Genomic DNA, 22279 nt, shown 5'->3' with positions numbered 1-22279 from the left:
CTTCTCTCAGAGCACTTCTTCGAGGATACGATTGATGACTTCCGAGCGGTTCAGCACCATAAAATGGCCACCATCGGGGATCAGGTGTGTAGGTTGAAGATATTTAACCGGGAAAGGCATATCGCGCGCACCGTGGATGTGCACCACTCCTTCCGGTACCTGCTCATTTTCCCAATGCAGGATAGCATTTACCGCCCACCGCGTATAGGTATAATCGCGTTTCGCAAGATATTCGTTTACCAGTGTACGTTCTTCCGGTGTTTCAATATTGAGGAATTTCCTGACAATAGCGCTTCGCCGCTGGTACAGCAGGCTGTCGGGCAACTTATGCAGTCCGAGTTTCTTTACCCAGTTATAGTAGGGAGGTTTTTCCGAGCTTCGTTTAATGCTTGATAACAGGATGTTCTTTTCTATGGGGATGTGCCGGGCTATTTCCAGGCTCATAATACCGCCAAAAGACACGCCTATTAAGGTAACCGTCCCATCAGCCGTAATGTTTTGGGCCATACGTGCCGCATAGCGGCTGATGGGTTCATCCGGCAATGGAGGGATCCAATGCAGGTGATGCACCTGGTAGCCGGTGGGAAAACGCAGGTTATTGAAAATGCGTTCATCCGCCCCCAGCCCACTGATCAGATACAGGTGTTTTTGCATATTGTTAGCCGGTTAAGAGCTTACTTTCCTTTTGTCGCGGCTCGGCACCACGAAATCGTCTACATCTTCCGCGGTGATGGTTTTACCGGAAAGGATCACGAGCCTTTCCACCACATTCCTCAACTCACGGATATTACCCGTCCAGTTATGGTTTTGTAAAGCCTTCATAGCCTCTTTATCCGCTACTTTGCGGGAAATGCCATATTCGCTGCAAACGCTGTCCAGGAAACTATCTACCAGTAAAGGTACATCATCCCGGCGGTCGTTCAGGGAAGGAACATGGATCAGGATCACGCTTAAACGGTGATAGAGATCCAGGCGGAAGTTTTTGCTTTCCACTTCCTGCAGCAGGTCTTTATTGGTAGCAGCTACTACCCGCACGTCTACACTTATTTCCTTATCTCCGCCTACGCGGGTGATCTTTCCTTCCTGAAGGGCGCGCAGTACTTTTGCCTGGGCGCTGAGACTCATATCGCCAATTTCATCCAGGAAAAGGGTACCACCGCTGGCCTGTTCAAATTTTCCGATCCGTTGCTTTACAGCAGAGGTAAAGGAACCTTTTTCGTGGCCAAACAGTTCACTTTCTATCAGCTCTCCGGGGATGGCAGCGCAGTTCACTTCCACCATCGGGCCGGCGGCGCGGTTACTGCGTTCATGCAGCCACCGGGCTACCAGTTCTTTACCTACCCCGTTATCGCCGGTAATAAGTACCCGGGCATCTGTGGGCGCTACTTTTTCTATCGTTTCTTTAATTTTCAGGATCGGGCTGGACTGGCCAATCATTTCCGGTACCTTATTCACCTTGCGGCGCAGGGTTTTGGTTTCGGTTACCAGGGTGGTTTTATCCATTGCATTACGCAGGGTAATGAGTAAGCGGTTCAGATCCGGCGGCTTTGAAATATAATCATAGGCGCCTTTTTTCACCGCATCTACTGCCGTATCAATATTACCGTGGCCGGAAACCATGATAATAGGAATATCTCCGTTCACCTCACGGGCTTTCTCGAGAAATTCCAGTCCGTCCATTTTAGGCATTTTGATATCGCAAAGAACGGCATCATATGACTTTGCCTGGAACATTTTAAATCCTTCCATACCATCCGCGGCCTCATCTACCTTATAACCTTCATAAGTTAAAATTTCCGTGAGTGTTTTACGAATACTTTTTTCGTCGTCTATTATTAAAATGTTAGCCATAATCAGTTTTATTTTGTACGACCGGCAATACCCGCCTTTTATACAACGGGCAAAAATAAAGATTAATCCCTTAAAATTGCATTATATCAGGGATCATTTAACATGTCAGAAACAATTGAGATATTACCATATAGTCCGCACTGGCCGGAAGAATTCCTCGAAATAGCCCGGGGGCCGGGCGATGCGGCCGGTGAATACGCGCTGGCTATTGACCACATTGGTTCTACGAGCGGCCTATATCCGGGCAGACAAGAAGGCTTGAATATTAGCAGACAGTCTACTACCTTTACAGGATTAATGCGTAATTTCAATAACTATTAAAGTGCCAATACCTGTAATTCGATCCGCATATGAATGATTTTCTGGAAGAGTTGAAGCGGCGGCACCAGCTGGCAGCGGCGAACGCCTATCCTGCCACGGGTGCAGTAGATGAATTTGTGAGCCACCTGTTGAACTGGTTATTTCCTGAACATACGGGTCAGGTAATTGCTGATCCGGTGGCGCTGGAGCGTTTTGGCCATGAACTGGAAGCCCAGTTGCAGCAATTGCTGCAATCAATGGAAAATCAGCTGCCCGCAGATGCTGCGGGCCTGAGCCGCGACTTTATGAATAAAGTACCGGTGATATATGATGAACTGACAAAAGATGCCTCGGCCATTTACCAGGGCGATCCGGCGGCATCCTGTTTATACGAGGTAATCCGTGCCTACCCGGGATTTTATGCCATTGCCTTTTACCGCATTGCGCATGCCCTGTACCAGCTGAAGATACCGGTATTACCCCGGATGATCACGGAACTGGCGCATTCCCGCACAGGAGTGGATATTCATCCGGGCGCCGTAATTGCACCGTGGTGCTGCATAGATCATGGTACCGGCATTGTGATCGGGGAAACGACCGTGATAGGACCGCATGTAAAGCTGTACCAGGGCGTAACGCTGGGTGCACTGAGCATTGAGAAGAGTATGGCGCGCAGCAAGCGTCATCCGACCATTGAGGAACACGTAGTGATTTACGCCGGCGCCACCATTCTTGGCGGAGATACGGTGATAGGCCATCATAGCGTAATAGGCGGGAATGTGTGGCTGATTAAAAGTGTGGAACCTTTCTCCCGGATCTATTATAAAGCAGAACATAAATTTTCAGATACAAACCAGGACTAATACAATGGCTTCCATCATAGATCTGATCGGCAATACGCCGATGGTAGAATTAAAGAAGATATCCGTTAACCCGGCCGTTAAAATTTTCGCCAAGCTGGAAGGAAACAATCCTGCCGGCAGCGTAAAAGACAGGGCCGCCTATGGCATGATCAAAGGCGCGCTGGACAGGGGCGATATTAAGCCGGGTATGAAACTGATAGAAGCTACCAGCGGTAATACCGGTATTGCGCTGGCCATGATTGCCAGTATTTTCGGAATTGAAATAGAGCTGGTAATGCCTGCAGACGCCACCCGGGAGCGGGTGCTCACAATGGAAGTATATGGTGCAAAAGTGACGCTCACGCCAAAGGAGCTGTCGATGGAAGGCTCTATTGATTACGCCAATGCCCAGATGGAGAAAGGCGGCTATTATATGCTCAACCAGTTTGCCAATCCCGATAACTACGGCATGCACTATAAAACTACCGGACCGGAAATCTGGAAAGATACCAACGGGGAAGTAACCCACTTTGTAAGCGCGATGGGCACTACCGGCACTATTATGGGGGTATCCCGCTATTTAAAAGAGCAGAACCCGGCAGTACAGATTGTGGGATGCCAGCCTACAGAAGGTTCAAAAATCCCGGGCATCCGCAAATGGCCGGAGGCTTATCTTCCAAAAATATTTGAAAAACCGAGGGTAGACCGTATTATGGATATTTCAGAAGAAGAAGCAAGGATCATGACCAAAAGACTGGCAAGGGAAGAAGCGGTATTTTGCGGCATGAGCAGCGGCGGCGCTGTGGCAGCGGCAGTGCGGGTATCGAAGGACTTAAGTAGTGGCGTGATTGTTTGTATCATCTGTGATCGTGGCGACAGGTACCTTTCCAGCGATCTTTTTTCCTGATAGATATTTAAAAAGATAAAAAGAAACGGAGCGAAGAAAATCTTCGCTCCGTTTCTTTTTTATACTTATAGCGGTTGCTATTTCTTCATGTACATCACTTCTTTCACCAGTTTCACGGTACGTTCCACATCCGGCAGGTATTGTTTAACCAGGTTGGGGGCGTAGTGCATAGGAGCATCCTGTGCAGTGATACGGCGGATAGGCGCATCCAGGTAGTCGAAACCTTCTTTCTGGATACGGTAAGTAATTTCGGAAGAAATACTTGCGAATGGCCATTGTTCTTCAACAATTACCAGGCGGTTTGTTTTCTTCACAGACTCCAGGATGGTGAACCAGTCCAGCGGACGGATGGTACGGAGATCAATTACTTCTGCCTCAATACCTTCTTTTGCCAGTTCTTCAGCTGCACCCAGCGCTACTTTCATCATTTTGTTGAAAGATACGATGGTTACGTCTTTTCCGGCACGCTTGATATCTGCTTTACCAATCGGGATGATATATTCTTCTTCAGGAACTTCACCCATATCGCCATACATCAGTTCACTTTCCATGAAAACAACCGGATCGTCGTCGCGGATAGCCGCTTTGAGCAAACCTTTTGCATCATATGGATTGGAAACGGAGATTACTTTCAGGCCCGGGATGTTGGCATAGTAACTTTCGAATGCAGTAGAGTGTTGTGCACCCAATTGTCCGGCAGAACCGTTTGGTCCGCGGAAAACGATCGGGCAACCCACCTGACCGCCACTCATTGCCAGCATTTTTGAAGCAGTATTGAGGATCTGATCCAACGCCAGTACCGCGAAGTTCCAGGTCATAAATTCAAGCACCGGACGCAGGCCATTCTGTGCAGCACCTACTCCGATAGCAGTAAATCCGAGTTCAGCAATCGGCGTGTCAATAACACGTTTTGGACCAAACTCATCCAGCATTCCCTGGCTCACTTTATAAGCACCATTGTATTCGGCTACTTCCTCCCCCATAAGGAATACCCGTTCATCACGGCGAAATTCCTCCTGCAGGGCTTCTCTTAAGGCTTGTCTGAAAGCTATCTGACGCATGCTATTCTTAATTGAAAGTTTAAATGCCTTATTGAAAGGCAGGGCAAAAATATTGTTTGTTAGCGAAAAAGCAAAGCAAACCCCCGATTAATAATTATTATACCTCCGACAATCAGTATGTATAGTATTAATTAAAATAAATACATATATTTATATTTCAAACTTTATCAAGACCTGCCAACAACTTTACCCGCCGTCATGATTACCATCACTATCCTTACCTTATGCTTTTTAGCCGCCCTTTCCTGCAAAATTAAAAAGGCAAAAGCGCCGGAGCTACAGGCACTCCTGTGGTACCTTCACCTGATTTTTGGCTGTTTGGCGCTCCTATGCGTGTTATTGATGCTGAATGACTACGGCTTCAAGGGCACCCAAACCGAACGGGTGTTCTTTACCCTTTACGCAGGTACCGGCATGCTTATCTACGGCCTCACCAAACCGGATAACGACGCCAGGTACGCCTACCTGACGGGGTTTTTCGGGTTTCCTTTTCTGCTGCTGCTTGGCCTGCTCCTGCCCCCACTGCGTACCCTCACCCTGGTAGCCGCCATCACCCTGCTGTCGGACAGCGAGTTTCACCGTTACAATATCGACGACGACTACGCCCTGCAAACGAAAAGCACCGGCATATTATCCACCTACCCGGTTTACAGCCTGGTGGAAGACAAATACCTGTTTTTTGAGAAAATAGTACCAGATGTGGTAACACCGAAGGCAGCACTGCAATCGCTGAAGATGGCAAAACGGGGAAAAGACAGCGTCAGGATACAGGTAAACAGCATAGATACGGTGATTGCCATTTATTGATAGTGTATTGGAAGTGTATTGGAAGTGTATTGTGAGTGTATGGGGAGTGTATGGGGACTGTATGGGGAGTGTATGGGGACTGTATGGGGACTGTATAGGAACTGTATCGGAACTGTATGGGGAATACGACACATAGACGACTCCTAAGTATCTGAGAAGTACCGGAGAAGTATCCGAGAAGTAATACCCCGGTAACCGGAAACCGTATAACTGCCCCGTTCGCTACCAGATCAAAATCAGTCGTCAGCTGATGGTTTTTCAACAACCATCAGCTGACGACCTGTCATTAAACTCTTTCTATAATAATTGCGCTGGCGCCGCCGCCACCGTTACAGATCCCTGCAACGCCGTAACGCGCCTGCTGCTGATGCAGAATAGCATTCAGTGTTACTACAATACGCGCACCGCTGCACCCGATAGGATGCCCCATTGCTACCGCGCCGCCCCATACATTCACTTTATCGAGCGACAACCCCAGGTCTTTCGCATTGGCAATAGGCACGCAGGAAAATGCTTCGTTCACTTCTGCCACGTCCATATCGCTGATTTTCAACCCGGCTTTGGTCAGCGCGTTGTTGATAGCTTTTACGGGTGTAGTGGTAAACCATTCCGGCGCCTGCGAAGCATCTGCAAAGCTGATGATCTTTGCCAGTGGCTTTAATCCCAGCGCTTTCAGTTTTTCACCGCTTACCAGCACTACAGCTGCCGCACCATCGTTGAGGTTGGAGGCATTGGCAGCAGTGATAGTCCCATCTTTCTGAAAACTTGGTTTCAGGGAAGGTACTTTTTCAAAAATGACCTTTTTGTAGTCTTCATCTTCTGATACCGTTACTACCTGTTTTCCGGGTACCTGCACCGGCGCTACTTCATCTTTAAAATATCCTTTCTCCCAGGCTGCTGCCGCGCGTTTATAACTTTCAACAGCGTAAGCGTCCTGGTCTTCCCGGGTAATTTTGTATTCGGTGGCGCACAGCTCTGCTGCGTTGCCCATATGAAAATCCTTGTAGGGATCCCAGAGGCCATCGCGGATGATGCCGTCGGTAACGGCGCCATGACCCAGTTTATAACCGGTACGGGCTTTATCCAGGTAGTAAGGCGTAGCGCTCATGTTTTCCATGCCGCCGGCCACCACCACGTCGTTGTCGCCCAGCATAATACTTTGGGCGCCCAACATAATGGCTTTCATACCGGAAGCGCATACTTTGTTAACAGTGGTACAGGGAACGCTATTGGGCACGCCTGCAGCGAGACTGGCCTGATTGGCAGGCGCCTGGCCGAGGTTAGCGCTGAGCACATTGCCCATATATACTTCATTTACTTCTGCCGGGGCAATACCCGCCCTTTCCAGTGCCGCCTTAATAACGTGAGCGCCAAGCTGAGTGGCCGGAATGCTTGCCAGTGCGCCATTGAACGAACCGATAGGGGTGCGGGCCACAGCTACTATAAATACTTCTTTCATCTGATAAATAAGATTGATTTGGCTAGTTTATAATCTACCAAATATAAGGAAAAGTTGCCGGGAACAGCAATCACCCGGACATACTACCCTCCTTCTCTCCAAATCCTAATTTTCCCGTATGTTTGCAGTTGCATTTACCAAACCGTGATATCTCAGAACTCCATACAACAGATCCTCAGCCGCATTGATATTGTGGAAATTGTGGGTTCCTTCGTTAAACTGAAAAAAAGAGGCGCCAACTACCTGGGCCTGTGTCCGTTTCACAACGAAAAGTCCCCTTCTTTCACCGTATCTCCCGGCAAAGAAATCTACAAATGCTTTGGGTGCGGCGCCAGCGGCAATTCCATCAGCTTTATCATGGAGCATGAAAAGTACTCCTACGTAGAAGCGCTCCGGTGGCTGGCACAACGGTACCAGATAGAGCTGGAAGAAACGGAAGTAAGCCCGGAACTGAAGCAGCACCAGCTGATGGCGGATAGTTTGTTTATCATCAACAACTACGCCCGTGAATACTTTACCGATACCCTTTTTAACAAAGATGAAGGCCAGAATGTGGGCCTGAGTTATTTTGAAGAAAGAGGATTTACGGAAGAAACCATCAAAAAGTTCCAGCTGGGCTACTGTTTGAATACCTTTGATTCTTTTGCCAAATCAGCGCTGAACAAAGGCTACAACCTGGAATACCTGCAAAAAACGGGACTGGTTACCATCCGCAACGATCAGCCTGCCGATAACTACCGCGGCCGGGTGATTTTCCCGATCCATAACCAGTCCGGGAAAATACTGGGCTTCGGCGCACGTATCCTGGTAAAATCAGACCGGGCACCCAAATACATCAATTCTCCCGAAAATGAAATCTATGTAAAAAGCCGGGTACTGTATGGTACCTACTTTGCACGGCACGCCATCGATAAACTCAATGAGTGCCTGCTCGTAGAAGGCTATACCGACGTAATTTCCCTTCACCAGGCAGGTGTGGAAAACGTAGTAGCTTCCAGCGGTACGTCCCTTACGCAAGACCAGCTCCGGCTGATTAAGAAATACACCAATAATCTCACCATCCTTTATGATGGCGACAGCGCCGGTGTGAAAGCGGCTCTCCGCGGGCTGGACATGGCCATCGAAGAAGGGCTGAACGTGAAGCTGGTATTGCTGCCGGACAAAGAAGATCCGGATAGCTATGTGCAGAAGATCGGAGCGGAAGCGTTCCGCGAATTTATTAAAGACCACAAGCAGGACTTCGTACTGTTTAAGCTGCAGCTGAGCATGCAGGAAGCCGGCGCCGACAGTAATAAAAAGTCGCAGCTGGTAAATGAAATCGCTGAAACCATTTCCAAAATTGATAAAGCGGAAGATTTTACCCGGCAGCAGGATTATATCCGCCAATGCAGCCAGTTACTCCATATCGATGAGCAGGGGCTGATCCAGCTGGTCAATAAATTTATCCGCGACCGCCTCGTTAAACGGGAGCAGGCATACGCGCGTAACAATCCCGCCCCCAGTGATGATGACCTCAGCGAAGAAGCGATTGCCGCAATGGAAGCAGGCGAAACAGGCATTTCGGTTGACTCGCTCATCAACGGGCATGAAAAGCAGGAAAAGGCGCTGGTAAAAATCCTGTTACGTTTTGGCGACAAGCCTTTTAAAGAAGAAGACAATAGTACCGTAGCAGATTATGTATTCCATCTCCCCTATGATTTTGAGGCACTGGCAGAAAGTGAGCTGGTGAAAAGGATTTTAAGGGAATACAAAGCATTGTATGATGCAGGGAATCTCCAGGATAAACGCTGGTTTCTTTATCATGAAGATCAACAATTTTCAAAAGAGATTGCCAATATCCTGGAAGATAAGGAAGCCGATCTCAGTATGAAATGGAAGGAACAATTTGAAATAGATACTGTTTATGGCGACGATGCATATTTAAAAGATACGCTCTCCACTACCAACTACCTGATCCTGCGGAAAGTGAAAAAGTTAATCCATGAAAATCAGGCTGAAGTTCAAAAGGCCTTCAGGGATAACGACTACGAAGCGGCTAAAAGTTGCCTTGAAATGCAGAAACACCTCAACTCCCTGGAAAAAGAACTTACCAACGGTATGGGTACTGTTATTTTCAAGTAAGCGTTTACGTTAGTATCTTAAATCCGCTCCCATACCTGGAAAGAGAAGGGGTATTGATTTTTTTCATCTGCCTCATGGCGTTCATCACTTACCAGTTCAAATTCTGCACCATCCAGCTGAGGGAAAAACGCATCCCCGTGAACAACGGCATATACACGGGTAAGATAGATCCGTTCTACTAACGGCCACGCCTGCTTGAAAATCTGCGAGCCGCCGGTGATAAACAGTTCTTCGCCGCCGAAAGATTTTGCTTTTTCAACACCCTCCTCTACAGAACGCACTACGAACGCACCTTCCGGCTGAAAATCCGTTTGACGGGTGATCACTATATTTGGCCGGCCTGGCAATGGTTTACCCAGGGAGTCAAATGTTTTACGTCCCATTACAATGGGTTTTCCCAGTGTGGTGGATTTAAAATATTTAAGATCCAGCGGTAAACGCCAGGGTAACATATTATTGATACCGATGACGTTATTTTCCGAAGCGGCTACGATAATGGATATACGCATATGGGAAGTTATATGGCTACCGGTGCTTTAATGCCCGGGTGAAACTGGTAATTCACCAGTTCAAAATCTTCATATTTAAAGGAGAAAATATCTTTTACGTCCGGGTTGATCTTCATTACCGGGAGCGGGAATGGTTGCCGGCCCAGCTGCAGGTTTGCCTGCTCCATATGATTGCTGTACAGGTGCACATCCCCAAAAGTATGGATAAAGTCGCCGGCTTCCAGGTCGCACACCTGTGCCATCATCATGGTTAATAACGCGTAAGATGCGATATTGAAAGGTACGCCCAGGAATACGTCGGCACTGCGCTGATACAGCTGACAGCTCAGTTTACCACGGGTTTCTCCTTTTGCAGGATCTGCAGGGGTTACGTAAAACTGGAACAGGCAATGACAGGGGCTGAGCGCCATTTCCTGCAATTCGCCCACGTTCCAGGCGTTCACAATAATACGGCGGGAGTCAGGATTGTTTTTGATAGTATTTACAGCTTCGGTGATCTGGTCTATTACCTTACCGCTGCGGGTTTCCCAGCTACGCCATTGCTTTCCGTACACGGGTCCGAGATCGCCATTTTCATCGGCCCATTCATCCCAGATGCTCACGCCATGTTCCTTCAGCCAGCCGGTATTGGTATCTCCTCTTAAAAACCAGAGCAGTTCATATATAATCGATTTGAGATGCAGTTTTTTGGTGGTCACCACCGGGAAACCGTCCTGCAGGTTGAATCTCATCTGGTAGCCAAAACAGCTGGTAGTGCCGGTGCCGGTGCGGTCTGTTTTCACAGCGCCTTCCCGTATAATATGTTGTAATAAAGATAAATACTGCTCCATAAGATCGCAATTTACGAAGTTTTCCAGTTGAAAAAATATAACATATTTAAGTCAAAGAAAAAAAGCGGAAGTGCCCTTAAAATTTCGTAATCTGCTATAGCATTTTACGTTACAACAAGATCGGCTTAGTGAGAAGTCCTTGCCATCAGCGATGATGATGAAAAACCTATAGTTCCCCTTACGGCAAGGATCACAACAAAAATAGCTTTATTAAACAACCAAAATCAGATCAGGATCTGTACTATCTATAAACCAAAAAATAATCAGCAACATGATATTGTAACCTCGTTTTAATCATCATTCATTTATTTAAACCATCACAAGCTATGCTTCTACCAAAATCCAGCTTGCTGGTACTGCTATGCCTATGCAGTACCCTTGCACTATTTGCGCAGCAAAATATCACCGGAAAAATAAGGGATGCCGTCAGCGGCAAACCCATTCCCGGCGTTACCGTACGCATTCCCAACACCAACAAAGGGACCATCACTGATACAGATGGCAATTATACGCTGGCCATCACGGCCGGCACCACAAGTTTAATGGTGAGCTACACCGGCTATAAAACCAAAACGATCCATCTTACGCCTGGTAACAACGTGATAAACCTGAGCCTGGAAGAAGATTTCGCCCGGCTGGATGAAATTGTGGTAACAGGGTTAGCCACCAATGTAAAGCGAAGTAATCTTGCCAATGCGGTAGCTACTATTTCAGGTACGGAGCTGAGTGGTGTGGCGCCTGCACAAACATTTGACGCAGCCCTCAGCGGTAAAGTACCCGGCGCCATGATAACGGCCAATTCCGGCGCCCCTGGTGGCGGTATTTCCGTAAAAATGCGCGGTATCACGTCTGTATTTGGCAACTCGCAACCACTGTATGTAGTGGATGGCATTTTCTTCAATAGCAGCAGCATTCCCGCAGGACTGAACGATGTAACCGGCGCTGCCACTTCGGGCAGTCCCAACAACCAGGATAACCCCTCCAGCCGTATTGCAGACCTCAACCCGGAAGACATTGAAAACATTGAAATCCTGAAAGGCGCTTCCGCCGCTGCCATGTATGGCGCCAAAGCCGCTGCCGGCGTAATTATTATCACCACCAAAAAAGGTAAATCCGGCAAAACAAAAATCTCCCTCAACCAGGAAACCGGCTTTACCAAAGTACGGCACCTGATGGGCGTTCGCACCTTTACCCCCGAAACAGCGGCCGATCTTGCAGGTACTGCTGATAACCCCGACCCTGATGTACAGGCCAAGCGCGCCGCCTATAAAGCACAGTTCACAGAAGCAAAGAATGCCGGAAAAATCTATGACTATGAAAAAGAGATCTTCGGGCAAACAGGATTGGTGCTGAACACCGGTATCTCCCTCAGTGGCGGCGGCGAAAAAACCACTTTCTATCTTTCCGGAAACCGGCGGCAGGAAAACGGCATTGTGAAAGGAACCGGCTATTTCAACAACTCCATCCGGCTGAATGTAGACCACAAAGTGAGTGATCGTGTATCCGTAGGCGTTACTACCAACTATATCAACTCTTCCGCCGACAGAGGGCTAACCAATAACGACAACAACGGTGTTTCCCTCGGCGTGGCGTTGTCGTCCACACCTGATTTTGTGAACCTGTTCCCCAATGCACTGGGTGAGTATCCGCGCAATACCTTTGCCAGCTCCAACCCGCTGGAAACGCGCGACAACATGATCAACAACGAACAAACCAACCGTTTTGTGGGTGGCGGTAATATTGAGATACGCCTGCAACAGAGCGACCGCTCTACTACCAGGCTGGTAGGACGCGGTGGTATTGATTACTTCAATTTCAAAACTGCTGCCTTATTTCCACGCAACCTCCAGTTTGAAGAAAACGGCTTGCAGGGACATTCCATCCAGGGCAATACCAATAACACCAACACCAATATCGGCGGATTCATAGTGAATACCTTTACGCCCAACAACAACCTCAGTTTAACCAGTACTGCCGGCGCCACACTGGAAACCGGCTACCTTGATAATATTGTTACGGTAGCTACCAACCTCGTATCCGGTCAGAGTAACCTGGATGCCAGCGCCAACACCGCCACCAGGCAATTCCGCCAGAAATACCGTGACAACGGTATTTTCATACAGGAAGACCTTTCCCTGATAGACGCCATTACTTTCAGCGCCGGCGTACGTTTCGACCGGTCTACCAACAACGGTGAATACCAGAAATATTATGTTTTCCCCAAAGGATCCATTTCCTGGAATATTGCCAAAATGGGTTTCTGGCACGTACCCGGTGTGGATAATCTAAAGCTGCGCGCAGCTTATGGCCAATCGGGCAACGTACCTCCGTATGGCAGTAAATTTACCCAGATGCTGGGTAGCAACATCGGCGGCTTCCCCGGCGTACTCGTAGAAAACCTGCAGGGCAACCCCGATATTAAACCGGAACGCCAGGCAGAATTTGAAACCGGCCTCGATGTGAGCGTACTGGATGGCCGCATCAGCCTGGAAGCAACCTACTATAACAAAAAGATCTATGATGTACTATTGCGTCATGCGCTTCCCGGCTCCTCCGGTTATGCCACTGAGTGGAAAAACAGCGGCGACCTAAGAAACCAGGGAATAGAGCTGGGCTTAAACCTGATACCCGTGAACAAACCGAATGTACGATGGAACAGCAGCATCAACTGGTGGCAAAACCGATCCAAAGTCACCAAACTGATCATCCCTCCGTATGCCATTGGCGCCTTTGGTAATTCACTCGGTACTTTTTACCTGGAAGAAGGACAACCTGCCACGCAAATCAAAGGTACTGTGGGCGGTGAGCTAAAGCTGATCGGCAATGCCGAACCGGATTTCCAGATGAGCTTCTTCAATGAATTAACCGTATTCAAAAACTTCTCCCTGCGTTTCCTTATCCACTGGAAAAAAGGCGGCGACAACATTAACCTCACCCAGCTGCTCACCGACCTCGGAGCTACCTCTTTTGATTATGATGATGAGATGAAAGGCACGAAGGCCGGGCTTTACCGCCCCGGCGCCGGCGATGCTTCCATTTATGTGCAGGATGCTTCGTATGTGCGTATCCGTGAGATAGGTCTTTATTACAATATTCCCATCAAAAATACAGCGGTGCTGAAAGCGATCCGTGTTGGCGTATCCGCCAATAATTTCTTTACGTGGACAAAGTACGTGGGTTATGATCCGGAAGTATCCAATTTCGGCAGTAACACCATTACTACCGCTCAAACCCGCGGCAGTAACGGTTTATCAACAGGAGTGGATGTTATGCCGTTCCCTGCATCCAAAAGGGCCAGTTTTCATGTTGGCGTCGATTTCTGATCATTATCCATCTGCTTAAAATCATTACATATGAAAAAGTATCTTTCCATCATAACGGTAACTCTTTTCCTGCTGGCCATCAATGCCTGTCAGAAAGGAGAGATCAACAGTTTGAATACACCCGTGGTAAGCGGTATTACTACCGATCCTTCCAGGAGCGACCTGTTTAACCTGGTAACGGGCGCCGAATCCGGTATGCGCAACAGTCTCTCCACTTATCTCGATGGCACCGGTATTATTGGCCGGGAAATTTACCGTTTCTCCGGTGCAGAGCCCCGCTATACTACCGATCTGCTGGGAGGCGGTTCCAAACTGCTGGACAATAACACCTTTTACATTACCAACCCCTGGTCCGCCCGCTACCAGGTAGCAAGACAGTGTTTCATTTTGCTCGATGCCATCAGCAATACCCGTACAGAAGTAGCATCTGATGTGCAAAAGAAGGCATTTACAGGATTTGCCAAAACACTGATCGGCTATCAGCTGTTGCTGAATCTCAACATGACAAATACCAATGGCGTACGTATACCCGTACCCAATGGCGCTACCCTGGGCCCCGTTATTACCGATCCGGTTGTAGTGATGGATTCTATATTAAAATTCCTGGATGAAGGAAAAGCTGACCTGACCGGATCGGAAGTTATTTTTCCTTTGTCAGATGGATTCCTGGGTTTTAAAGACGCCCCGGGCCTGATTAAATTTAACCGCGCCATTGCCGCACGGGTGTATATTTACCAGCAGAAATGGGATAATGCACTTAGCGCGCTCAATGAATCATTCTTTGACCTGAACGGCTCCTTAACCAGGGGTGTTTATCATGCCTTTTCCACCAATGGCGGCGATCTTGCCAACACTATGTACCTACCGCCAAATGGCAATGGAGAAATACGGGTGGCGCATCCTTCTTTCGCCACCAATATTCTACCGGGCGACGACCGCATCTCCAAAACGTCGGTGCGCACTTCCTCCGCCAGCCAGAGCGGCTTAACCGGTAATCGTGATGTAATAGTATGGGCCTCCCTCAATGCGCCCATCAGCATTATCCGGAACGAGGAGCTGATATTGATTTATGCAGAAGCGAAGATGCAGAAAAATGCATTACCCGATGCCATAGTGGCCATCAACCGTATACGCACAGCACATAATGTTGCGGTATATGCCGGCCCCGCAACACAGGCAGCATTAATTACGGAGCTGCTGTATAACAGGCGTTATTCCCTGTTTATGGAAGGGCATCGCTGGATAGATCTAAGGAGATATAACCTGTTGGGAACGTTGCCTAAAGACAGACCTGATGATGATGTGTGGCCGAGGTATCCATTGCCGCAGAGCGAAAGCAACATTTAAGCGTAGTACCGTAATAAAAAGAGCGAAGCGCATCCGGGATGCGCTTCGCTCTTTTTATTACTTTATGCCATTGCCCTTCTTTTCATTTCTTTTCTGATCAGTGCCAGTTCGCGGCCCATTTGCCCGGCGATGGAGGTATTCTCCTGCGCCCTGCGGATCAGGTAAGGCATTACTTCTTTTACGGGGCCATACGGCAGGTATTTACTAACGTTATAGCCGGCATGCGCCAGGTTAAAAGTGATGTTATCGCTCATGCCCAGCAACTGTGAAAAACTAACATGCGGATGGTTGTGCGGCAATCCTTTTTCGTGGAGTAACCTCGCGGCAAACATGCAGCTGTTTTCGTTGTGCGTGCCAATGAAAACGGCGAGCTTGTCGATGTTATCAAGACAGAATTTTACCGCTGCATCGTAATCCCTGTCTGTAGCCGCTTTGTCGGGCTGGATAGGTGTAGGGTAATTATTTTCTGCAGCGCGCTTGTTTTCTTTTTCCATGTAAGCGCCGCGTACCAGTTTGGCGCCCAGCAGGTAGCCATTCTTTACCGCTTTATCAAGGGATACCTTCAGGAAAGGATAACGGTCGTGGCAATACATCTGGAAGGTGTTGTACACAATTACCTTTCCTTTGTTAAACAGTGACATCATTTCATCGGTGAGGGCGTCTACCGGGTCCTGGATCCAGGATTCCTCTGCATCCACGAGGATGGCTACATTATGCCGGGCGCCTGCTTCAGCGATGGCGTGTACGCGGTTGCGCACACGGGTATATTCCTGTTGTTCGGCCGGGGCTAAAGTTTCCTTGCGGTGTACTTTTTCCAGCAGATCGAACCGGGCGAAGCCGGTAACTTTTATAGCGATGAAAGGAATATCGGGTCTGGAGGCAGCGTATTGGATAGCACGGATGAATTCAGGAACAGCGGCATCGTAGCTTTCTTCTCCTTCCATTGCTTCCACGCCATAATCAAGTGCTACCCCTACATGATAGTTACCCAGTTGCAGTGCAGTGGTCGCTGCTTCGTCCAGGGTTTCACCACCACAGAACTGTGAGAAAATAGTGCTTTTAATAATGCCTTTAATGGGTAACCCCAGTTTAAAGGCGATGGGGGTCATCACGGCGCCCAATTTTACCAGCCAGGGCTTCCCGATATTACTAAAGAGAAAGTTGGCTTTTTTCAGTGCCTTGTCGGTCTTTGCCTCAAATGCGATAGCGGTATTATCAAATGATAAAGGTAGCTGCTTTTCCATGGGCCGCAAAGTTAGGGTGCGTCCGGCTTCTAAACAAAAATCATTATAATATCAGCATATCTTTTTAACAGCGTTAACAGATATTGTCTATTGCTTCTCAGAAATTGTTGAAGCATCTCCCTTTACCGGTGTTTATTTTATTACTTTTAGGTCTTTTTGGATACATACAAAATTCCCGGAATATGCTATTTAAACCTGATACTATCTCCCGTTGCTTTTCCAGCCGTAATGCGCTGGTGTTGTTATTAACGGGCGGAATAGTAATCACCGGCTGCCAGACAAAAGCGCCGGAAAATGCACCTGTGAACCTGAAAACGCCTGGCATCGAATACCAAACCTATAAAGGCGCCACCGGCCGTCGTACTTCTGTTACGCTGCCCGACAGCTCCCGCGTAATACTTAATTCCGCTTCCGTGCTGGAAGTACCCGCCAATTATTTACAGGGCAACCGTGCAGTGATCCTCGATGGCGATGCATTCTTTGCCGTAGTTCCATCTACCGACACTTTTACTGTTACCAGCGATAAATTAAGGGCTACCGTATTAGGTACCGAATTCAAAATGCGTTCTTTTGCCAGTCAGCATGGCGCTACAGTATACCTCCTCAACGGGAAGATCCGCGTGGGAAAATCCTATCATTCCGCCACCGACAACCAGCCCGAAATACTGGAACGCGGACAGATGATCCTGGCCAATAATGAAATTGACCTGATGGAAAAAGAAACCTATCACCCGGAAGAACTGGAAACGTGGTTATCCGATACTTTGCTGATAAACAACGCTAATCCTATGGCGCTTTCCCGCACACTGGAAGAATGGTTTGGCGTAGAAGTGGAAATGAAAGGAGATGCATCCAAAGCGCCCGCGATCACAGACGCTGCTTTTTTTCATGCATCGCTGGAAGATGTGCTGAACAACCTCGGCGAACAACAACATTTCAAATATAAGATCCGTGACAATAAAGTAATGATTACATTTTAGTATATACATTACCGTTAGTTACCTGTTTTTTTATTGAAAGAAAAGATGGCCGCATGGGGATTTTTATTTCCCTGCACAAAGAAATTCGTATCTTCTGTCAGCAAAATTAAACTGTCATGAAAACACTAATTTTCTTAACGGGCTGCTTACTCATGGCTGTGAGTGCTTTTTCCCAAACGGCTCCCTGCTGCCATACAGACGCCATCACTGAATTTGCCGCACTGGCCAGCCAGGAAGAATTCCGCATGGCGCACAAAGATCCGCTGCCATTCACCTACCAGGGAGCCACCGGCGCAGCTGTCACCTTTCCCACCACAGATGGAACATCTGCGCATGGCTTTCTGTTCAAAGCCAAAGAAACCTCGGATAAATACCTGTTGGTATACCAGGAATGGTATGGCCTCAACGACTACATAAAAAAGCAATCGGAGCAACTGTATAACGACCTGGGAGGCAAAGTAAATGTGCTGGCCGTAGATATGTATGACCAGAAGGTAGCCACCAACCGGGAAGATGCCGCCAAATTAATGCAGGGCGCCCCCAGGGAACGACTGCAGGCCATTATGCAGGGGGCAATTGCCTATGCCGGGAAAACGGCTAAAATAGCTGCTATTGGCTGGTGTTTCGGCGGTGGATTGTCTTTACAGTCCGGCTTACTGGCAGGGCCTCAAAATGTGGGTGTAGTGATGTATTACGGGATGCCTGAGAAAGATGTGAGTAAGCTGAAAACTTTGCACGGCCCGGTACTGGGACTATTTGGCAATAAAGACAAAGGCATTAACCCGCAGGTAGTAGATGAATTTGAGAAGAACATGCACGAAGCAGGTAAAACGCTCACGGTTAAACGTTATGATGCGGCGCATGGCTTTGCCAATCCGAGCAATCCTATTTTCGACAGCGCCGCTACTGCGGATGCGTACGGATATGTGGTACCGTTCCTGAAGAAAGCATTTTCACTGTAAGTGATAAGCGGAGGGAAATATTTCCTCCGCTTATCTATATTTTACTTACCGCCAAGTCTCAACAGTAGTTCTTTTGTTTTCCTGATACCTTCTTCTTCAGATAATTTTTCGCCTTCGTACTCAATACCCATGAAGCCATTAAAGCCGGCGTCCTTCACTATTTTGAGGATACGGGTATAGTCGATGGTTACTTCGTTGCCGTTGGCATCAAAGTCGTATGTTTTTGCGCTCACGCCTTTTGCAAAAGGCATCAGTTCTGCCACGCCTTTGTAGCGGTCGTATTCTTCGAGGCAGGTAGTTTTAGCCCAGCCCTCCGGCGTATTGCTTTCCGGCTTGGTTCTTTTAATGCAGAAGTTGCCCAGATCCGGCAGCGTGCCGCAGTTGGGCATGTTCACGGTTTTCATAACGCCACTCAGCCATTCGCCGTTGGAAGACATGCCGCCGTGGTTTTCCACAATCACGCTGATGCCATGTTCCTTTCCAAAGGTAGCCAGCTTAGTGAGACCATCTGCAGCCGCTTTGGCTACTTCTTCCGGAGAGCCCTCTCCTGCTGCGTTTACACGGATAGCATGACAACCCAGGAACTTTGCTGCTTCCACCCACTTGTAATGATTTTCAACCGCCTTCATTCTTTTCTTCACATCCAGGTCGCCCATTTCACCTTCCCCATCGCACATAATGAGTACGCTGCGAACACCCAGGTCATCGGCGCGTTTTTTCATTTCTGTGAGGTATGCCTGGTCTTTTGCTTTGTCTTTGAAAAACTGGTTCACGTATTCAACTCCTTCAATGCCGAATTCATTCTTTGCGCGGGAGGCGAAATCCAGGTGGTTCATTTTACCCGCGAAGAGCGCTTTATGGAACGACCATTCCGCCAGTGAGATCTTAAAGAAAAGCTCACGGGCAGTGGCTTCACCGGGCTTTGCAGCGGCGGCGCTATCGCCTTCACTTTTAGTAGACTTCCCCTCATTACAGGCGGCCAGTATAGCGGGCAACATCCCCATTCCCATAGTGTACACGCCCATTTGACGCAGGAATTGCCTGCGGTTATTAACATTACTCATATACGTGGGTTTTAAAATTCATTCTCCTAAAATATTCATTTACACGGGGGAAAGCAAGTTTAAGTGTATAAATTTTAAGAGAGAAAGAAAAAGAACTATTCAAAGGGAATTTCCGGAAGAAGATGGCATTTTCTTTCACGTAAGCGAAGTTGTATCACCAAAGGTCCGGATTTTATTTCATCTCTTTCATTGCCTTCTTATTTTACGTCGGCTGCCAGTACCTTCAGGATTCCCTGTAACACGGCTTCATGCCGCATGATGCGGAAATGGCCGTCACCAGTGATGCGGAGCGATTGTATGGCCGGGTATTGCTGCAGGTAATCATCTATTTCCGTGGCTTTTGCGAGGGTGTCGGTAGTATCGTAGGCCATCCATATTTTATCTGCTTTGATATTATTGATGTAGCGGTACAGGTCCATGTCAGAAAGGTCTTCTTTCAATCTTTGCCGGATCAGCCGTTGCAGCACCGGCATCACTACCGGGTGAATACGGAACAGGCGGAGCGCTTCATCAAAGAATACGGGCGCGCTCAAAGCTGTGCTGAGCATCAGCAGGCGGGGCACATGTACATTTTTACGGGAAAGTGTGAGCGCAGCATTGAGTCCGCCGAAGGAATGGCCTACGATAGCATGCAGGGGGCCTTCCTGTTGCATCACCTGTTCCAGTACATGCATCCATTGTACCAGGTTGGTGCGTTTTCCGCCGGACAGGCCGTGTGCCGGCCCATCGTAGGATACTACCTGGTAGCCCTGCGCCACCAGTGAGCTGATAAGTTGTTTAAAATGAAGGGGGCTGCCACCCCAGCCGTGGAGCAATAATACTTTAGGCCCGGTGGTTCCCCAGCGGTAAGTAGTTACTTTCAGGGGAGCGTTATCGAAAGGATAGCTGGTTACCTGCAAATGCTGCAATACGGCCTGATCGCGGAACTGCTGATGTACCGGCCGGAGCTTTAATGCGGGTGGTGTACAGTACAGCCGGTAAAACAGCTTTGCCGTGGTAACCGGAAACGGGCGGCTCATGGCGGATAATATCGCGCCGGTCATCCGTAGTGACAATGGTAAAACCTGGTGTTGCATTTTAGACCGATTGGTTTATTCTTAGGAATAAAAAAAGTTAAAGAGAATGATGCCTGATTTCCTCTCTTAGCGCTTCCAATACCACGAGCATCTGTTTATTATGTCCGAGTACGCTGCTTACGAGTATAGCGCCTTCCAGCATGGTAAACATGCGGATAGCAAATTTCCGCTCGTCCCAGTCTTTTTTAAACTCGCCGTGTTCCTTTCCATACTGCACCATTTTGGCGATGCGCGACTGGTAATAGAGTACCAGTTCGCTCACCTTTTTCTTCAGTCCCGGGTTGGTATCATCGGCTTCTACGCCGAAGTTGAGCATGGGACAGCCGCCGGCTATTTTCTGCTCTGCCGGGAAGCGGGTATAATACTCAAACAACGCTTCAAACTTACCGGCCGAAGTATTGGCGGTGGCGGTCACCTGCCGCAGGTTCAGCTTCTCTTCTTCTGCGATATAATCAAACACTTCCATCACTATTTCCTCTTTGGAGGAAAAGTTGCCATACACGCCTCCCTTCGCCAGCCTGGTGGCTTTGAGGATGTCGCTGATAGAGGTTCCGGCCACCCCTTTTTTGTTAAAAATAGGAGCGGCTTTTTCTATAATAAACTGGCGTGTTTTTTCTGCTTTACCCATACCTGAAGCAAATTAGACCAATTGGTCCATTCTGGCAAATATTTTTCGCGGATTTTGTCTTATTCAGGATTACGCTGATTTTACTGATTTTTTTGATTTTACTTTTTGGATTTATAAGGATTTAAAAAGATTTGGGTAGATATAAGCGAATATACCCGCTTATATCTACCCAAATCATAAAATCCAAAAGTGATCAAATCCCTAAATCAGTAAAATCAGCGTAAACCTGAATAAGACAAAATTCGCTGCAATCGCCGAAGGCGATTCCTCTATAAATTAAAGATGCGTTCAATCGCGGGCGCATACGCTGCCCCAATGGGGATGGGTATGTTTTTGATGTAAAGGGAGTTGCGATCGGCGCGTTCAATTTTTTTATTGGCTACAATATAAGAGCGGTGCACACGGGTGAAAGAGCCGATAGGCAGCAGGTCCACCGCCTCCTGCATGGAAAGGCGGGAAATAAGCTTGCGGTCGGTGAGGATAAAGTTCACATAATTGCCGGCGCTTTCGAGGTAGAGGATATCATCCAGCACAATGCGGAATTGTTCGTAGCCGCTTTTCACAAAAATATAGTCTGTTTGTTCCTTGCCTGCGGGAGCGCCATTCTGTTGCTTCAGCTGCAACAGGTTATTGGCTTTATTACAGGCTTTCATAAAACGTATCAGGGAAAAGGGTTTGAGCAGGTAATCGATGGCGTCCAGCTCAAAGCTCTTCACTGCGTGTTCAGAATAGGCGGTGGTAAAAACCGTCATGGGCGGATGAGGCAAACTGGATAAAAAATCCAGTCCGGAGATATCCGGCATTTTAATATCCAGGAACAGCAGGTCTACTTTTTCTTTGCTGAGAAAGTCGATTGCTTCAAAAGCATTGGTAAAAAAACCCTTCATTTCCAGGAAGGGAACCTTGGCAGCGTGATTTTTGATAACAGCCAGCGCCACCGGTTCATCATCTATCGCAATAGCAGTCAT

20 protein-coding genes are annotated in these 22279 nt (G+C 48.0%); 9 read left to right on the top strand and 11 right to left on the bottom strand.

Features of this window, described 5'->3' with window-relative positions; genetic code table 11:
• Positions 1-6 precede the first annotated feature (6 nt).
• Together ACMXI2_RS04170 and ACMXI2_RS04165 are read right to left on the bottom strand one after the other, a co-directional pair.
• Entirely contained in the window at positions 7-654 is a 648-nt protein-coding gene (locus ACMXI2_RS04170) for an alpha/beta fold hydrolase (RefSeq protein ID WP_483780453.1), read from the bottom strand.
• Positions 655-666: 12 nt separating this feature from the next.
• A complete protein-coding gene (locus ACMXI2_RS04165; RefSeq protein WP_483780452.1) occupies positions 667-1851 on the bottom strand; it encodes a sigma-54-dependent transcriptional regulator in 1185 nt (394 codons plus the stop codon).
• Between the two features lie 102 nt (positions 1852-1953).
• Between ACMXI2_RS04165 and ACMXI2_RS04160 the strand changes: the two genes are divergently transcribed.
• Genes ACMXI2_RS04160 through cysM form a run of 3 tightly spaced genes read left to right on the top strand, consistent with a single transcriptional unit; the run spans position 1954 to position 3900 of the window.
• The gene (locus ACMXI2_RS04160; protein ID WP_483780451.1) at positions 1954-2172 is read left to right on the top strand and encodes a hypothetical protein; all 219 of its coding nucleotides are present in this window, start codon (positions 1954-1956) and stop codon (positions 2170-2172) included.
• Between the two features lie 29 nt (positions 2173-2201).
• Positions 2202-3014 (top strand): serine O-acetyltransferase, encoded by an 813-nt coding sequence (locus ACMXI2_RS04155; RefSeq protein WP_079468803.1) that lies wholly within the window; start codon positions 2202-2204, stop codon positions 3012-3014.
• 4 nt (positions 3015-3018) lie between these two features.
• Complete coding sequence (cysM, locus tag ACMXI2_RS04150) at positions 3019-3900, top strand: cysteine synthase CysM (protein WP_483780450.1); 882 nt, start codon at positions 3019-3021, stop codon at positions 3898-3900.
• A 77-nt stretch (positions 3901-3977) separates the two neighbouring features.
• Here the strand turns inward: cysM and ACMXI2_RS04145 are convergent, their stop codons facing one another.
• The gene (locus ACMXI2_RS04145; RefSeq protein WP_483782387.1) at positions 3978-5003 is read right to left on the bottom strand and encodes a pyruvate dehydrogenase complex E1 component subunit beta; all 1026 of its coding nucleotides are present in this window, start codon (positions 5001-5003) and stop codon (positions 3978-3980) included.
• Between the two features lie 156 nt (positions 5004-5159).
• Here ACMXI2_RS04145 and ACMXI2_RS04140 point away from each other — a divergent pair, with 156 nt between their 5' ends.
• Complete coding sequence (locus tag ACMXI2_RS04140; RefSeq protein WP_483780449.1) at positions 5160-5768, top strand: hypothetical protein; 609 nt, start codon at positions 5160-5162, stop codon at positions 5766-5768.
• Positions 5769-6054: 286 nt separating this feature from the next.
• Here the strand turns inward: ACMXI2_RS04140 and ACMXI2_RS04135 are convergent, their stop codons facing one another.
• A complete protein-coding gene (locus ACMXI2_RS04135; RefSeq protein WP_483780448.1) occupies positions 6055-7227 on the bottom strand; it encodes an acetyl-CoA C-acyltransferase in 1173 nt (390 codons plus the stop codon).
• A gap of 144 nt (positions 7228-7371) precedes the next feature.
• Between ACMXI2_RS04135 and dnaG the strand changes: the two genes are divergently transcribed.
• Positions 7372-9348, top strand: coding sequence for a DNA primase (dnaG, locus tag ACMXI2_RS04130; protein ID WP_483780447.1), 1977 nt, complete (start codon positions 7372-7374; stop codon positions 9346-9348).
• 17 nt (positions 9349-9365) lie between these two features.
• Here the strand turns inward: dnaG and ACMXI2_RS04125 are convergent, their stop codons facing one another.
• Positions 9366-9857, bottom strand: a complete 492-nt coding sequence (locus ACMXI2_RS04125) for a dihydrofolate reductase (protein ID WP_483780446.1) — start codon at positions 9855-9857, stop codon at positions 9366-9368.
• 8 nt (positions 9858-9865) lie between these two features.
• Positions 9866-10687: a thymidylate synthase gene (locus ACMXI2_RS04120; protein ID WP_483780445.1), complete on the bottom strand. Its 822-nt coding sequence runs from the start codon at positions 10685-10687 to the stop codon at positions 9866-9868.
• 326 nt (positions 10688-11013) lie between these two features.
• Here ACMXI2_RS04120 and ACMXI2_RS04115 point away from each other — a divergent pair, with 326 nt between their 5' ends.
• The gene (locus ACMXI2_RS04115; RefSeq protein ID WP_483780444.1) at positions 11014-14010 is read left to right on the top strand and encodes a SusC/RagA family TonB-linked outer membrane protein; all 2997 of its coding nucleotides are present in this window, start codon (positions 11014-11016) and stop codon (positions 14008-14010) included.
• 30 nt (positions 14011-14040) lie between these two features.
• A complete protein-coding gene (locus ACMXI2_RS04110) occupies positions 14041-15357 on the top strand; it encodes a RagB/SusD family nutrient uptake outer membrane protein (protein ID WP_483780443.1) in 1317 nt (438 codons plus the stop codon).
• 62 nt (positions 15358-15419) lie between these two features.
• Here the strand turns inward: ACMXI2_RS04110 and ACMXI2_RS04105 are convergent, their stop codons facing one another.
• Positions 15420-16601 (bottom strand): proline dehydrogenase family protein, encoded by a 1182-nt coding sequence (locus ACMXI2_RS04105; protein ID WP_483780442.1) that lies wholly within the window; start codon positions 16599-16601, stop codon positions 15420-15422.
• Positions 16602-16783: 182 nt separating this feature from the next.
• On the opposite strand from ACMXI2_RS04105, the gene ACMXI2_RS04100 reads away from it, so the two are divergent.
• Together ACMXI2_RS04100 and ACMXI2_RS04095 are read left to right on the top strand one after the other, a co-directional pair.
• Positions 16784-17581, top strand: coding sequence for a FecR family protein (locus ACMXI2_RS04100; RefSeq protein ID WP_483780441.1), 798 nt, complete (start codon positions 16784-16786; stop codon positions 17579-17581).
• A gap of 116 nt (positions 17582-17697) precedes the next feature.
• On the top strand, positions 17698-18543 hold the full coding sequence (locus tag ACMXI2_RS04095) for a dienelactone hydrolase family protein (protein WP_483780440.1): 846 nt from the start codon (positions 17698-17700) through the stop codon (positions 18541-18543).
• Between the two features lie 41 nt (positions 18544-18584).
• Here ACMXI2_RS04095 and ACMXI2_RS04090 read toward each other — a convergent pair whose 3' ends face one another.
• The 4 genes from ACMXI2_RS04090 to ACMXI2_RS04075 all read right to left on the bottom strand — a co-directional run bounded on the left by ACMXI2_RS04090 (position 18585) and on the right by ACMXI2_RS04075 (position 22279).
• Positions 18585-19607, bottom strand: coding sequence for a sugar phosphate isomerase/epimerase family protein (locus tag ACMXI2_RS04090; RefSeq protein WP_483780439.1), 1023 nt, complete (start codon positions 19605-19607; stop codon positions 18585-18587).
• Between the two features lie 197 nt (positions 19608-19804).
• Positions 19805-20683 carry an alpha/beta hydrolase gene (locus ACMXI2_RS04085; protein WP_483780438.1) on the bottom strand — a complete coding sequence of 293 codons (879 nt, stop codon included), beginning with the start codon at positions 20681-20683 and terminating at the stop codon, positions 19805-19807.
• Between the two features lie 37 nt (positions 20684-20720).
• Positions 20721-21311, bottom strand: coding sequence for a TetR/AcrR family transcriptional regulator (locus ACMXI2_RS04080; RefSeq protein WP_079468820.1), 591 nt, complete (start codon positions 21309-21311; stop codon positions 20721-20723).
• Positions 21312-21580: 269 nt separating this feature from the next.
• Positions 21581-22279 (bottom strand): LytR/AlgR family response regulator transcription factor, encoded by a 699-nt coding sequence (locus ACMXI2_RS04075; RefSeq protein WP_483780437.1) that lies wholly within the window; start codon positions 22277-22279, stop codon positions 21581-21583.

The organism is Chitinophaga sp. G7 BAM 1005, from assembly GCF_057126945.1.
Note: the sequence above shows the minus strand (reverse complement) of the source record. Positions and strands in the feature narration are given on the sequence as shown.